Here is a 14948-nt window from a genome sequence, read left to right as displayed (position 1 = left end):
TATTATAATCGTAATTAATTAACAGTTAATCTTTTAAATTGATATAATAGTCCATGTAATTTCAATTTATGTCTATTTTTTGAGTTTTCATTTATGTTAAATTTAACTAAATATTTAAATTTAATTATCATGAAAAAAACAATTACATTTTTGTTGTTACTTTATAGTACAGCATTAATACACGGACAAATTAATGTAAACGATTTTGAATTAGGTTACGAACCTGTAGTAATTTCAACTAATTTTAATACAAATGTTGTTGTAAATCCTACTAAAGCAGGTTTAAATTTATCTGAAAATTGTTTACAAGTAGGTAGAACAGCAGCAGTAGAATGGTGGCGAAGTTTTATCATTAATGTAAATCCAAATTTAGTAATAGCACCTTCAGAAAAGAAGTTTTTAAGTGTTATGGTAAATTATCCAGCATCACCAGATTTTGGTGTATCTACTGCCGGAGCTGATGACACAGATAGGGGTTTAAATTCTTTAATAACAAGAAGTTTAAACACTTATGATGCTTCTGTTGGTAAGGTAAATACATGGCAGGAATTGGTTTTTGAAATTAAAACCGCAGGTACTGGAGCACATACGTTTACCAATGGTACTATGTATAAAGTTGTTTTTTATCCAGATATGGGTTTTAATAATGTACCTGCAGGTAGGGTTCTTACTAATCCTACTATTGGTTATGTAGATAATATTCGTGTTTTAGATTATAATCCATTAGATAATAATTGGTTAGGTACTACATCAACAGATTGGAATACTTCTACTAACTGGTCTAAAGAAGCTGTTCCTGTAACAACCGATAATGTAGTTATACCATCAGGTACTACGTTTTCTCCTGAAATAAGTTCACATACAGGAGTAACAGTTGATGATTTAACAGTGGCTTCTGGAGCAATTTTAACAATTAAAGACGGAAGTTCTTTAATTGTTAGTGGTGCAGCAACAGGTAACATTACCTATAAAAGAACATTAAGCAAAGCTGCTGGTTTAACAGAGGGTTGGCATAGTTTATCATCACCAGTTTTAGGAGTTACAGCTTCCTCTCTAAGAGCAGAAAATGACTTTGCAGATGGTTCTGGAGGAAATAGAATAGGGTTATCAACTTATAATAATGTTACACCTGCTTGGAATTACTTTACCACAACTAGTACAGACGCAATACCTGCTGGTACTGGCTTAAGTGTAAAATTAGATAATGGAGGTTCAAATACTGAAGTTTCTTTTACTGGTACTTACTCTGGCGCTTATACAGAAGTAGTTATTTCTCAAGGAAGTAATAACTTTAATTATGTAGGTAATCCATTTTTGTCTTATCATAATTTAGGTGGTTTCTTTACAGGAAATGCTCAAGCAGATAGATTATCTGAACCTACTATTTGGTTTTGGGACGAAAATAAAGAGGGGGTTAATATGGGGGGCTATGTTACAAAAATGTCTGGTATTCCTTTAGATACAGATTTTGAATTAGCACCAGGACAAGGTTTTTTTGTAAGTGCAGGTTCTGCAGCTTCAAACAAAGTTGCGTTCTTTTTAGGTCAATTAAGTCATCAAGGAACAGATTCTTTTTTAAAGAGTGTTAACAATACTACAGAAATAAAGTTGAAAGTAACTCAAGACAACTCAATACATAGTACAAAACTATATTATATAGAAGGTACTTCAACTGGTTTTGACAATGGATTTGATGGTTCATTGTTTGGTGGTGTAGAATATGATTTATCAATTTATACAGGATTAATTAATGAGGATAAAAAATTAAGCGTACAGTCTTTACCAAATTCAGATTATGATGCTATGGTAGTACCTATTGGAATTAAATCATCTTTTGGGAAAGAAATAACTATATCTGCAAGCTCCTTAAATTTACCAGATGGAATTAATGTTTATTTAGAAGATAGATTAAACAATACGTTTACGAATTTAAATGAAGGTAATTTTAAAGTTACCTTAAAAGAAAGTATAGATGGTACAGGAAGATTCTTTTTAAAAACTACAGCAAACGTACTATCTACAGTGTCTACAGAGTTAGCTGGTGTGCAAGTTTTTAAGAAAATGAATAATATGCTTACAATTAAAGGTTTGCAACCAGGTAAAGCTACTATTTCTATTTTTAATACTTTAGGAAAACAAGTAATGAATTCTAATTTTACATCAAACAATAACATAGAAATTGCTTTACCAATATTAGCTTCTGGTATTTACTTTGTAAAGTTAGAAACAGAAAGCGGTCGTTTAAATAAAAAAATAATTTTAGAATAATTTACGAGATTTTTAAATACTAATATTATGAAGAAAAATAGAGAAACAAATAAAGAAATTACTCGTAAAGACGCTATTAAAAAGATAGGTAATTACGGTAAATATGCAGCATTAACAGCATTAGGAACTTATATGATTTTAAATCCACAAAAAGCACAAGCAGCAAGTGCAACACCTGAGGGGCCTGGTACAGGTTTTTAAAATCTTATTAATAATTTTTTAAGAATATAAAACTTCAACTTTTAAAAGTTGAAGTTTTTTTTAATTGTAACGTAAACATTATTAGCCATTTATTAGGTAATATCATCTATTTTAATCAAGCTGTCTTTTAACTATTTTTATATCTAACTAATTAAATTAACTTATGATGAAAAAAATTACTTTTTTACTTTTATTTTCTATTTCATTTATTACTAATGGACAAACTATGGTAAATGATTTTGAAAGCTCTGGAGAAACAGCCCCAGAAGTACGTTTTGGATTAACAACCGAAATAGTAGCAAACCCTTTTCCAACAGGTTTAAATACTACAGCAAATTGCTTGCAAGTTGGTAGAGCTAATGCAGATTTTTGGTATTCTTTAACAATTATTGATGTAGATCCTGATATTAATTTTTTACCTACCGATAAGAAATTTCTTAGTGTAATGGTTAATTACCCAGTTCAGCCAGATTTAGTTGTACGTTTTAATTCATCTGCTGATGGAGAAATAGGTACAAATGCAGGAGTGCTGAGAGCTATAAACACCTACGATACTTCAGGAGATAATGCAAATACTTGGCAAGAAATTATTTTTGAGATAAAAAGTACCACAAGCGGTCCACATTCCTTTACGCAAGATAAATTATTTAACATTACATTTCATGCAGATGCAGGATTTGAAAATGTACCTGCTGGTAGAATACTTAGTGATTTTCAACTAGGTTATTTAGATCAATTTCGCGTATTAAATGTTAACCCTTTAAGTACAAAGAGTTTTATATTAGATAATGCTATTTCGGTTTATCCAAATCCTACAAGTAGTGTTTTTAAAGTTAAAATAGACAATTCTATTAACGTTGAAAGTATTTCATTTTATAATATTTTAGGTAAAGATGTTACCAATAACGTTATAAAAAATAGTAAAGAAGAGTATGATTTTAGTAATTTATCTTCTGGTATTTATATGATGAAACTTTCAGATAATAAAGGAAACCTATCTACTAAAAAAATTATAAAAAAATAATTTTTTATTTTTAAAAGTTAAAACAGATTCAGAAATGAATCTGTTTTTTTATATAAATTTAGGCTTGTTTAAATGTTATTTTGATAGAATAACATATTTAGTTAAGTAACTTAGTAAGTTCTATATAAGAAAAGTAAAATAATATAATATAAAAAACAGAATGTTTAGTCGGTTAAAATTTTGAATAATAATTTATTAACAAACATTCTCTTAATGATAATTATACTTGTCATTTTTACATAAAGTTTAATTTGAATTTAAGGTATAATAGCATTATTTCTTTCGTAAGACATACATTATTAGCTATTTATTAGATAATATCATCTATTTTAAATAAGTCGTCTATTATTTAATTTTAACATTTTAACTAATTAAATTAATGTACCATGAAAAAAATTACTCTTTTTACCTTATTTACACTATCAATTAGTGTTGGATTTAGCCAAATTAACGTTCAAGATTTTGAGGGCTCTAATTTAGAATTTATTAAAGGTGGTGTTACCACTTTAGTAGTAGAAAACCCAAGTAAAACAGGTTTAAATACTTCAGATAATTGTTTACAATTTTCAAGAAATGATAATAGCAAATGGTGGGCATTTGCTACAATACCTGTAGATCCTATTGCTACAATAAGCGTTACTGATAATCCTAAGTTTTTAAGTATCATGGTACGTTATTCAGCTCAGTCAGATTTAGGAGTACGTTTTAATGCTAACGAAGATAAACCTGCTGGTACAGAATCGGGAATTATAAGAGCATTAAACACTTATGATGCTTCTGCACCAGATACCTGGCAAGAAATTGTATGGGAAATTAAAGATGATAAAGATGCTTTTGCATTTACTCTTGGCTCTTTAGATAGATTGGTGTTTCATCCAGATATGGGTTTTGTAAATGTTCCTGCAGGTCAAGTACTAAGCACTACAAAACTAGCTTATATAGATAATATTCGTATTTTAGATGAAAACCCTTTAGCTACTGCTAGTATTAATGATGCTAGCTTAGAAGATGCTTTCTCTATTTATCCAAGTGCTGTTTCTTCTGTCTTTACAGTAAAAACTACTAAAACTATAAGTGATATTTCTATATTTAGTGTTTTAGGTAAAAATGTTACTAATAATCTTGTAAAGTTAGAAAACGAAACCTACAACATTAGTTCTTTATCATCAGGAATGTACATCGTTAAAATTACTAGTGAAAACGGAAATTTTATCACCAAAAAAATAATTAAAGAGTAACTTTATTATTGCTTAAAATTAGTCAATTATAGAACCTCAACTTAATAAAGTTGAGGTTTTTTAATTTGTAAAATGGTTTTTGTAAAGTTGATAAAATAAATAATAACATCTGTTTTAAAAAGTGATAGTAGCCAGTTATTATAATCCATATTTTAAGAAAAAGAATTCTTAAATTCTGAAGGCGATTGTTGTTTATAAATTTGAAACTGTCTATTAAAATTAGAAATATTATAATACCCACATTGCTCTGCTATACCAGCAATAGAAGCTTCTTTATCACTTATTAAAAGTTTGCAAGCATTTTCAATTCTTAACTCCATTAAAAACTGAAAATAAGTTTTATTAGTTCGTTTTTTAAAATATTTACAAAACGCATTTTTAGTCATATTTGCAATGGTACTTATTTCTTCAAGCGTTATTTTTTGAGTAAAATTGTTCATAGTATATTCAAAAATAGTTCGCATTCTATTTCCTTCATTATCAGAATATTTTTTATCGTAAATAAAAGAAGATAAACTTTTATAACTAGTATTAGAACAGATTTTTAAAAGTTGAAGTAAGAGAATTAATTGATTTAGTTTTGTAGATTTTTCAAGTTGAAAAAATACATCACTTGCAATCTTTTTTTTAGAAGTAATTTTAAAACCATGTTTAGATCGTTTAAAAAAAGTAGTGACTTCTTGCAATTCCTCTAGTTCAAAAAAGTCTTTTCCAAAAGATTTATAGGTAAAAAATAACGTAAGCATATATGAACTTTCAGAGGCTTTTATATCACTTTTAAAAACATGAGGAATTGCGCTACCAATAATAAAGATATCGCCTTTTTTAAAAGAATTAACAGTATCACCAACAATTAAAGTGCCTTCACCTTTAACAATTAAACTTATTTGTATTTCTTCATGCTGATGTAATTTGTCATAAAAAGGATGTGTATCGTCTATCTGAAAAACAAAAGAATTCTTTTCTGGTTTCGCTATTTTAAAAGGGAGTACAATCATAAATAAGCTATAATTACATCAAATATATGTAAATAATACTCGATATATAATTTACATCATACTTATTGGATATTATAGTATTAATTCTGGATAATTTATCAACTAAAAAAAATAAGTTATTGTGTATTTTTGAATAAAACAAAAAACAATAATTATGAGTATACAATGGAATGGCGTAATGCCGGCCGTGTTTACATGGCTGAAAGAGTCAAAATCTGGCGCTCTTGAAATTGACCTTGATATAACACAAAAACAGGCCGCAGTTATTTTAAAAGCTCAAGGAAAGGGCGGAAGCAGAATGAGCGGACTTGTTGGTTCTGGTACTCTGGGAGAGAATAGCTACCTGAGCGCCAAACAGCGTCTTTCTTTACTTAAATCCCTTTCTGAGGTTGCTAAAGAATACAATGTTCCGTTGATTAGTGGAGCTGCAGCAGAAACTAAGGAAGAACTTGCCAAAATCATTGAAGGACTTGCAACAGTTGGAGTTGATACCGTTATGGTCATGCCACCAAAAACTAAGGCGGTTCCTTCTGAAAAAGAAATGTATGAGTACTATGCACTTTCTGAAACAACTGCAAAAGATGCAGGTGTAACAATTATGCCTTATAACAACCCTGATGCAGCCGGTTATCATGCGCTCTCAACGGACCTTCTTAAAAGACTTTCTGTGCTGCCTAAAGTAACTGCTCTTAAAATATCGACTATAGATGTTTCAATTATTGAAACTCTGATGTTAGAGAACAAAGATTTAAAAATTTTGGCAGGAGTAGACACAGTAACTGTATATGCAGGACTCGCTGGAGCAAGCGGTGGGATTACAGGTGTAGGTACTATCTTCCCAAAAGCAAGTGTTACTATGCAGGAGTATGTTTTAAATGGAGAATGGGCAGAGGCTAACAAAATTTCTCAGGCTTTAAATTCCTTATCGTATCTAGATGCTCAGCCGCTGCTTATGGAATATCTTAAGCTTGCTATGGGAATTCATCATAATGATGTTGCTGGAGGGCTGCGTACCTTTGGTAAGAAATTAACTCAACAACAAATTGATGATGTGCGTGCAAGGTATATTCTGGCAAAAGAAAGACTTGAAGTTCTGGACTTAATAAGTTGATTCTTTCAAATATTTAAAAAAGAGAAAGCTTCGTTTTTACAGAAGGCATAATGTAGACATTAATTACACGTTTATCATAATTCTAGAGATGGATATGAGAAAAGGTTTTTCATTTTAAGGCATTATTGCAAAAATATCTATTATCAAAAAAATAGCTTACAAACGAGTAAATTTGAAAAAAACATTTAAAAATAAGCAAAGAATGATTACAGGAAAAAACTATATAGGAAATAAATTATCAGCAAAAGGAAACAAGACTTTTACAACCTTTAATCCAGAATTAAATCAAGAAAACGAATCTGTTTTTACAGAAGCAACAACCGAAGAAATAAATGAAGCTGTAAGTTTAGCAACCAAAGCTTATAAAGAATACAGTAAAATTTCTGGCACTAAAAAAGCAGCATTCTTAAATGCAATTGCAGATGAAATTTTGGCTTTAGACGATGTATTAATTAAAACATATTGTTTAGAAAGTGGTTTACCAGAAGGACGTGCAAATGGAGAAAGAGGAAGAACAGTTGGGCAATTAAGAGGTTTTGCCAATTTAATTGCAGCAGGTTCTTGGGTAGATGCAACTATAGATAAAGGAGATGCAACTAGAGAGCCACAACCAAAACCAGATATTAGAAAACTTAACTTTCCATTAGGTCCAGTAGTTGTTTTTGGTGCAAGTAATTTTCCTTTAGCATTTTCTACTGCTGGTGGAGATACTGCAGCAGCTTTAGCAGCAGGTTGTCCTGTACTTGTAAAATCACATCCAATGCATGCAGGAACAGGAGAATTAATTGCTACAGCAGTTATAAAAGCAGCAGAAAAAACCAAGATGCCAAATGGGGTTTTCTCTAACTTAAATTCTAGTGGTATAGAAGTTGGTCAAAAATTAGTTTCAAATTCAGGAGTAAAAGCAGTTGGTTTTACAGGAAGTATAAAAGGAGGAAGAGCTTTGTATGATTTAGCCGCAAAAAGAGAAGAACCAATTCCGGTTTTTGCAGAAATGGGTAGTATAAATCCTGTTGTATTATTACCAAAGGCATTAGAAAACAGAGCCGTTAATATTGCAACTATTTATGCAGGTTCTATTACTGTTGGTACAGGTCAGTTTTGTACAAACCCTGGATTACTTTTAGGTATAAAATCAGAAGGATTAACCACTTTTGTACATACATTATCAGAAGAAATTGTAAAAATAAATCCTTCTGTTATGTTGCATCCAAATATTAAAAAAGGCTATTTAAATAATAAAGAAAAGGTGGTTTCTCAAAAAGGAGTTTCTGTAACTGCAAATTTCACAGAAGATGTAAAAGCCAATTATGCACAACAAGCTGTTGTTACTGTAAATGGAAGTGAATTTCTTAAAAACACAACTTTACACTTAGAGGTTTTTGGACCTTTTTCTATGGTTGTTCAATGTGAGAATGAAGCTGAATTAGAAAACGTAATTGACCATTTAGAAGGGCAATTAACAGGAACTATTATTGCAGATGATAATGAATTAGAAAACCACACAAATATTGTAAATGCGCTACAAAATAGAGTTGGACGAATTATTTTTAATGGAGTGCCAACAGGTGTAGAAGTTTGTGAATCTATGGTTCATGGAGGTCCTTATCCTGCATCTACAGATAGTAGATTTACAGCAGTTGGTGTTGGTTCTATAAAACGTTGGGTAAGACCTTTTAGTTATCAAGATTGGCCAAATAATTTATTGCCAGACGAATTAAAGAACGAAAATCCTTTAGGAATTTTAAGATCAATAGACGGAAAAAAATCAACTGAAAAAATTAATTAATTTGAAAAATTTAAAATCTCTTTGTATTCTAATTTGTTTTGTGTGTATTTCTTTAACTACAGCACAAAGTAAAAACGAATTGGCAAAAATTATTGAAGTTTATGAAACGCAAAGAGATTATAAATTTAATCCATTTGAATCTGTAGAAAAGACAAACGAGTATTATAAACTTGAGGCAGATTTTGCAACGGAAATGATTCAAAAAATAAATAAGATTTCTCTAGAAAATCTTTCTGAATCAGATAAAATTTCTAGAGAATTATTGCTTTTTGTCTTACAAGATAAAATAGACGAAGTTAAGTTTAAAATGCACCTAAATCCGATTACAAATGAAGTTGCTTTTCATTTGAATTTAGGAAATATGGGTTCTAAAGTTCTAAAAACAAAAGAAGATGTTGCAAAATATTTAAAGGATTTAGAAAAACTTAATAGTAAAATAGATTATAATATAAACTTACTAAGAGCAGGGGTTGCAGCAGGAATTTCTCAACCCAAAGCAGTTTTTAGCAATTATAGTTTTACATATGATAAACATATTGTTTTAGATGTAACTAAAAGTGAATTTTACAAACCTTTTTTAAATTTACCTGCATCTTTATCAAACCAAGAAAAAGAAGATTTTATAAAGAAAGCAACAAAAAGTATTCAAGAAAATGTAGTAGAAAAATTTAAAGAAATAAAAGCTTTTTTTGAGGATGAATATTTTCTAAATACTAGAGAAGAATTGGGTGTAAATAACACTCCAAATGGAGAAGCGTTTTATCAAAACAGAATAAATTTTTACACTACTAGCCAAGAATATACTGCAGAAGATATTCATCAAATTGGTTTGAAAGAAGTTGCACGAATTAAAGCAGAAATGCAAACAATAATTAACGAACTTCAATTTGAAGGAACTTTTGCAGACTTCTTGCAATTTTTAAGAACAGAAGAGCAATTCTATCCAAAAACGGCAAAAGAATTATTAATGTTCGCAAGAGATATCGCTAAAAGAATTGATGCTGAATTGCCAAAATATTTTAAAACATTACCAAGAAAACCTTATGGAGTTGTGCCGGTTCCTGCAGCAATTGCGCCCAATTATACAGGAGGTAGATATTCTGGAAGCAGCAGTGATGACACAGCTGGCTTTTATTGGGTAAATACCTATAATTTATCAAGCAGAACTTTGTATACAATTCCTGCATTAACAGCTCATGAAGCAGTTCCTGGGCATCATTTACAAATATCTTTAAACAACGAATTACCAAAAGATGAAATTCCGAAATTTAGAAGAAATTTATATTTATCTGCTTATGGTGAAGGTTGGGGTTTGTATGCAGAAACGCTGGCAGATGAAATGGGAATTTACACAACACCTTACGAAAAATTTGGAAAATTTACCTACGAAATGTGGCGTGCTTGTAGGTTAGTTGTAGATACAGGAATTCATGCGAAAGGTTGGTCTAGACAGCAAGTAATTGATTATTTGGCAGAAAATACAGCATTGTCAATCCACGAAGTTACTACAGAAACAGACAGGTATATTTCTTGGCCTGGACAAGCAATTTCTTACAAAATTGGTGAAATTAAAATTCGTGAATTGCGTAAAAAAGCAGAAAAAGAATTAAAAGAAAAATTTAATATTAGAGATTTTCATGAAGTAATTTTAGGTGTTGGTACTGTAACATTATCAATCATGGAAAATCGAGTGAATAATTATATCAATCAGAAATTAAATGAGTAGAAAAACTTTTTTTTGTGTTGATGCACACACTTGTGGGAATCCTGTGAGAGTTGTTGCAGGTGGTGGCCCTAACTTAATTGGCGCAAATATGAGCGAAAAGCGTCAGCATTTTTTAAAAGAATTCGATTGGATTCGAAAAGGCTTAATGTTTGAACCAAGAGGTCATGATATGATGAGTGGTTCTATTTTGTTTCCACCTCACAACCCAGCAAACGATTTTGCCATTTTATTTATAGAAACTTCTGGCTGTTTGCCAATGTGTGGTCATGGAACAATTGGCACAATTACAATTGCTATAGAAGAAGGTTTAATAACCCCAAAAATTCCTGGTAAAATTAGAATGGAAGCGCCTGCAGGTTTGGTTGAAATTGAATACAAAACCACAGGAAAAAAAGTAGATTGGGTAAAATTAAAAAATGTAAAAAGTTATTTAGCTGCAGAAAACTTAACTGTAGACTGTCCAGAATTAGGTGAACTTACTTTTGATGTTTCTTATGGAGGAAATTTTTATGCAATTGTAGATCCGCAGAAAAATTTTAGTGGTATTCATAACTTTACAGCAAGTAAAATTGTTCAATATTCGCAAATAGTAAGAGCAAATATCAATTTAAAATACCCTAATTTATTTGTGCATCCAGAAGATGAAACCATTAAAGATGTAACACACATGTTGTGGACAGGCAATCCTTTAGATTCAACATCTTCTGGCAGAAATGCAGTTTTTTATGGCGATAAAGCAATAGATAGAAGCCCTTGTGGAACAGGTACTTCTGCAAGATTAGCACAATTATTTGGGAAAGGAAAATTAAAAGTTGGTGAAGAGTTTATTCATGAAAGCTTTATCGGTTCTAAATTTACAGGTTTAGTGGAAGAAGTAACCACTTTAAATGGCAAACCTGCAATAATACCAAGCGTAAAAGGATGGGCAAAAATTTATGGTTACAATACAATTATTATTGATGATGAAGATGATCCTTATGCACATGGTTTTCAAGTGATTTAAGTTGATGCTTACATCAAACTAAATTTATTCTCAACTTGTTTCAGAATCTTATAACATTATTAATTTAAACAAACTAAAATGAAGCATTTCTTAAGAGCATTAGTTCTTTTTTTAATAAGTTCAGTAACTATTACTGCTCAAGAAATAACAAAAGAAGACTATAAAAGGGCAGTAAACTTTGGCTACAGTAAATTAATTAATAAGCAAGTTTTTAATTTACAAACAAATGTAAATTGGTTTAAAGATGGTTCAGGTTTTTGGTTTATCGATTACAGTAAAAATAATAAAACGTATAACACAGTAAGCTTTAAAAATAAAAAAGTAGTTGAATTTTTTAACCATAAAAAATTAGCAAAAAGTTTATCAGAAGCATTAAATAAAGAAGTGAAAGCAACTAATTTATCGCTTTCAAATATTGAAAAATTAGATGGTATTCTAACTTTTTCTGTTGATAATAAAACCTTCAACTTAAATTTAAAAGATTATCAACTAAAAGAAAAACCAACGAAAACAGCGCAAGAAAAACCAAATAATTTTGAAAGTAGATCACCAGATAATAAATGGATTGCTTTTGTAAAAGAGTATAATTTATTTATAAAATCTACAGAAACAAACCAAGTATTTCAACTGAGTAAAAACGGAAAAAAAGGATACGAATATGCCTCTTGGTATGGTTGGTCTGATATGATGGAAGGAGAAAATGGGGAAAGACCAAAACATTTTTCTGTAAAATGGTCCAAAGATTCTAAATGGATTGCCACGAATATTGTAGATACAAGAAATGCAGAAAAAATGTATTTGTTAAATTGGGCAATAGATTCTTTATACAAACCAAAATTATTGTCTTATTACAGAGGTTCTCCTGGAGATACAACTATGGTAAAAAGTATTCCTGTATTTTTTAATATTGATACAAAAAATGAAGTAAAAACAAACTTACCAACTCAAACTCACATAAATACTGTAAGTGTAAATTGGACAAATAAATCTGGCGAGTTTATTGCCAATTATAAAGAGAGAGGTTTTTTAAATGAATATGTAAAACTTATCGATTTAAACACAAATTCTGAAGAAGTTTTAATTCACGAAAAAGATTCTATTGGCATTGATGCTTTTGAATTTAGGCTTACAGAAAACAAAGAAAAGATTATTTATTTGTCAGAAAAATCGGGATGGAAACAGTTGTATTTATTTGATGTAAAAACAAAAAAATCTAAACTTTTAACAAGTGATGGTTATTACATTAACAACATTGAATTTATTGATGAGAAAAAGGAAGTTGTATATTTTTTAGCATCAGGAAAAGAGGAAGGAAACAATCCATATCATCAGCAATTATACAAAGTTACTTTTAAAGGAAAAGAAACTTTATTAACGCCAGAAAACACGCATCACATTGTCCATTTTTCAAAAGATAAAAAATATTTTGCAGATAATTTTTCAACGATAGAAAAACCAACAAAAACAGTTTTAAGAGAAACAATATCTGGTAAAATAATTACAGAATTAACAAATGCAGATGTTTCTGAAATAACAAAAACAGGTTGGACAGCTCCAAAACCATTTTCGCTAATTGCAAAAGATGATAAAACAACTATCTATGGAGCTTTTTGGAGACCTTCTAATTTTGATGCTTCTAAAAAATATCCAATTATAGATGCCACTTATACAGGGCCACATACACAACGTTTTCCAAAATCTTTTAATTTAATTTATACAGAACAATCGTTAGCAGAATTAGGTTTTATTGTGGTTAGAATTGATGGCTTAGGAACTGCAGCAAGATCAAAAGAATTTAAAGCACATTCTTATTTAAATATGCAAAATAATTTAGAAGACCATGTTTTGGCAATTAAGTATTTAGCAGAAAAATATGCTTTTATAGATGTAAATAAAGTTGGAATTTACGGACATTCTGCTGGAGGTTATGATACTGGAAGAGCTATGGTTGGTTTTCCTGATTTTTATAAAGTTGGTGTTGCTAGCTCTGGAGATCATGATTTTAGAATGGAAAAAGCTTGGTGGCCAGAAATGTATATGGGGTGGCCAGTTGATGAAAGATACCATAAAGCATCTAATATTACCAATGCAAAAAACTTAAAAGGAAAACTACTATTGGTTCATGGAGGAATTGATGAAAACGTAAACCCTTCTGCAACGTTTAAATTTGCTGAAGCACTTATAAAAGCAGATAAAGAGTTTGATTTATTGATTATTCCAAGTCAAAAACATGGATATAGTGGAGATTCTTACAAATATTTTACAAAGAAAAGATGGAACTATTTTGTAGAACATCTTTTAGAAACAAAACCAATTTGGAATTTTAATTTAGAGTAGAACATGAGTAGAAATATAGTAATTATTGGTGGTGGAATTATAGGTGTTTGCACTGCTTATTACCTTCAAAAAGAAGGGTGTAAAGTTACCGTTATTGATAAAACAAATATGAATTCTGGTGCTTCTCATGTAAATGCAGGGTATATAACTCCAAGTCATTTTATACCATTGGCAACTCCTGGAATTATTACAAAAGGCATTAAATGGATGTTTAATTCTTCTAGTCCATTTTACGTAAAACCAAGGTTAGATATCGATTTTTTAAAGTGGAGTTTAGCGTTTAAAAAATCTGCCACAAAAGAAAAAGTAGCCAAAGCAATACAACCAATTTTAAACATTAATTTGTTGGGGAGAGATTTGTATGAAGATTTAAAAAACACAAACGACTTTAATTTTCATTATGAGAAAAAAGGGTTGTTGATGTTTTATAAATCTGATAAAGTTGGAGAGGAAGAATGGGAAGTTGGTAAAATAGGAATTCAGCAAGGTTTGCAGGTTGAAAACTTATCAGCTAAAGAAGTGGCAAAAATAGAACCCAATGCAAATTTAGATATTAAAGGTGCAGTTTATTATCATTCTGATGCACATATGACTCCAAATTTATTTATGATAGAAATGATTTCTTATCTAGAAAAAAATGGCGTTACTTTTTATAAAAATGAAACTGTAAATGATTTACAAATTTCAGGAGGTGAAATTTCATCAATAATAACCAATAAAAGAGCATTAAAAGCAGATGAGGTTGTTTTGGCAGCAGGCAGTTGGAGTCCGATAATTACAAAAAAACTGGGTTTAAAAATACCAATTCAAGCTGGAAAAGGCTATAGTATTAATGTTAAGAGCGATACAAAAATTACAATTCCATCAATTTTATGCGAAGCAAAAGTAGCAGTTACTCCTATGAATGGTTTTACTCGTTTTGCAGGAACTATGGAAATTACAGGTATTAATCATGATATTAACCCAAAAAGAGTTGCAGCAATTGCAAATGCAGGTAAAAGTTATTATAAAAACTTAGAAATTTCATCCAAAGAAAAAGAAACTGCAAATTGTGGTTTAAGACCTTGTTCTCCTGATGGATTGCCTTATATTGGGAAATCAAACAAATGTAAAAATTTAACCATTGCAACTGGTCACGCAATGATGGGGTGGAGTTTAGGCCCTGTAACAGGTAAACTAGTATCAGAAATTATTTCTGATAAAAAATTATCTTTAAATATAGATTCATTTCATCCAGATAGAAAATTTTAAGT

The 14948-nt window shown here is 30.1% G+C and carries 11 protein-coding genes; 10 read left to right on the top strand and 1 reads right to left on the bottom strand.

Annotated features, from left to right (window positions below):
• Positions 1 to 129: 129 nt before the first annotated feature.
• The 4 genes from GQR92_RS11170 (at position 130) to GQR92_RS11160 (ending at position 4731) form a co-directional block, all read left to right on the top strand.
• A complete protein-coding gene (locus GQR92_RS11170; protein ID WP_158839541.1) occupies positions 130 to 2268 on the top strand; it encodes a T9SS type A sorting domain-containing protein in 2139 nt (712 codons plus the stop codon).
• A gap of 27 nt (positions 2269 to 2295) precedes the next feature.
• On the top strand, positions 2296 to 2469 hold the full coding sequence (locus GQR92_RS17825) for a hypothetical protein (RefSeq protein ID WP_199269129.1): 174 nt from the start codon (positions 2296 to 2298) through the stop codon (positions 2467 to 2469).
• A 163-nt stretch (positions 2470 to 2632) separates the two neighbouring features.
• The gene (locus tag GQR92_RS11165; protein ID WP_158839539.1) at positions 2633 to 3493 is read left to right on the top strand and encodes a T9SS type A sorting domain-containing protein; all 861 of its coding nucleotides are present in this window, start codon (positions 2633 to 2635) and stop codon (positions 3491 to 3493) included.
• Between the two features lie 386 nt (positions 3494 to 3879).
• On the top strand, positions 3880 to 4731 hold the full coding sequence (locus GQR92_RS11160; protein WP_158839537.1) for a T9SS type A sorting domain-containing protein: 852 nt from the start codon (positions 3880 to 3882) through the stop codon (positions 4729 to 4731).
• 152 nt (positions 4732 to 4883) lie between these two features.
• Here GQR92_RS11160 and GQR92_RS11155 read toward each other — a convergent pair whose 3' ends face one another.
• Positions 4884 to 5729 carry an AraC family transcriptional regulator gene (locus GQR92_RS11155; RefSeq protein WP_158839535.1) on the bottom strand — a complete coding sequence of 282 codons (846 nt, stop codon included), beginning with the start codon at positions 5727 to 5729 and terminating at the stop codon, positions 4884 to 4886.
• 154 nt (positions 5730 to 5883) lie between these two features.
• Between GQR92_RS11155 and GQR92_RS11150 the strand changes: the two genes are divergently transcribed.
• The 6 genes from GQR92_RS11150 (at position 5884) to GQR92_RS11125 (ending at position 14946) form a co-directional block, all read left to right on the top strand.
• A complete protein-coding gene (locus GQR92_RS11150) occupies positions 5884 to 6840 on the top strand; it encodes a dihydrodipicolinate synthase family protein (RefSeq protein ID WP_158839533.1) in 957 nt (318 codons plus the stop codon).
• 202 nt (positions 6841 to 7042) lie between these two features.
• Positions 7043 to 8629, top strand: a complete 1587-nt coding sequence (locus tag GQR92_RS11145) for an aldehyde dehydrogenase (NADP(+)) (protein WP_158839531.1) — start codon at positions 7043 to 7045, stop codon at positions 8627 to 8629.
• A 1-nt stretch (position 8630) separates the two neighbouring features.
• Complete coding sequence (locus GQR92_RS11140; RefSeq protein ID WP_158839529.1) at positions 8631 to 10355, top strand: DUF885 domain-containing protein; 1725 nt, start codon at positions 8631 to 8633, stop codon at positions 10353 to 10355.
• Positions 10348 to 11358: a 4-hydroxyproline epimerase gene (locus GQR92_RS11135; protein ID WP_158839527.1), complete on the top strand. Its 1011-nt coding sequence runs from the start codon at positions 10348 to 10350 to the stop codon at positions 11356 to 11358. The genes GQR92_RS11140 and GQR92_RS11135 overlap by 8 nt, the downstream gene beginning before the upstream one ends.
• 78 nt (positions 11359 to 11436) lie before the next feature.
• The gene (locus GQR92_RS11130) at positions 11437 to 13695 is read left to right on the top strand and encodes a S9 family peptidase (protein ID WP_158839525.1); all 2259 of its coding nucleotides are present in this window, start codon (positions 11437 to 11439) and stop codon (positions 13693 to 13695) included.
• Positions 13696 to 13698: 3 nt separating this feature from the next.
• Complete coding sequence (locus tag GQR92_RS11125) at positions 13699 to 14946, top strand: NAD(P)/FAD-dependent oxidoreductase (RefSeq protein ID WP_158839523.1); 1248 nt, start codon at positions 13699 to 13701, stop codon at positions 14944 to 14946.
• The last annotated feature ends 2 nt before the right edge of the window (positions 14947 to 14948 follow it).

Source organism: Polaribacter sp. L3A8 (genome assembly GCF_009796785.1).
GTDB lineage: Bacteria > Bacteroidota > Bacteroidia > Flavobacteriales > Flavobacteriaceae > Polaribacter.
This window is presented reverse-complemented; position numbering and strand designations above follow the sequence as displayed.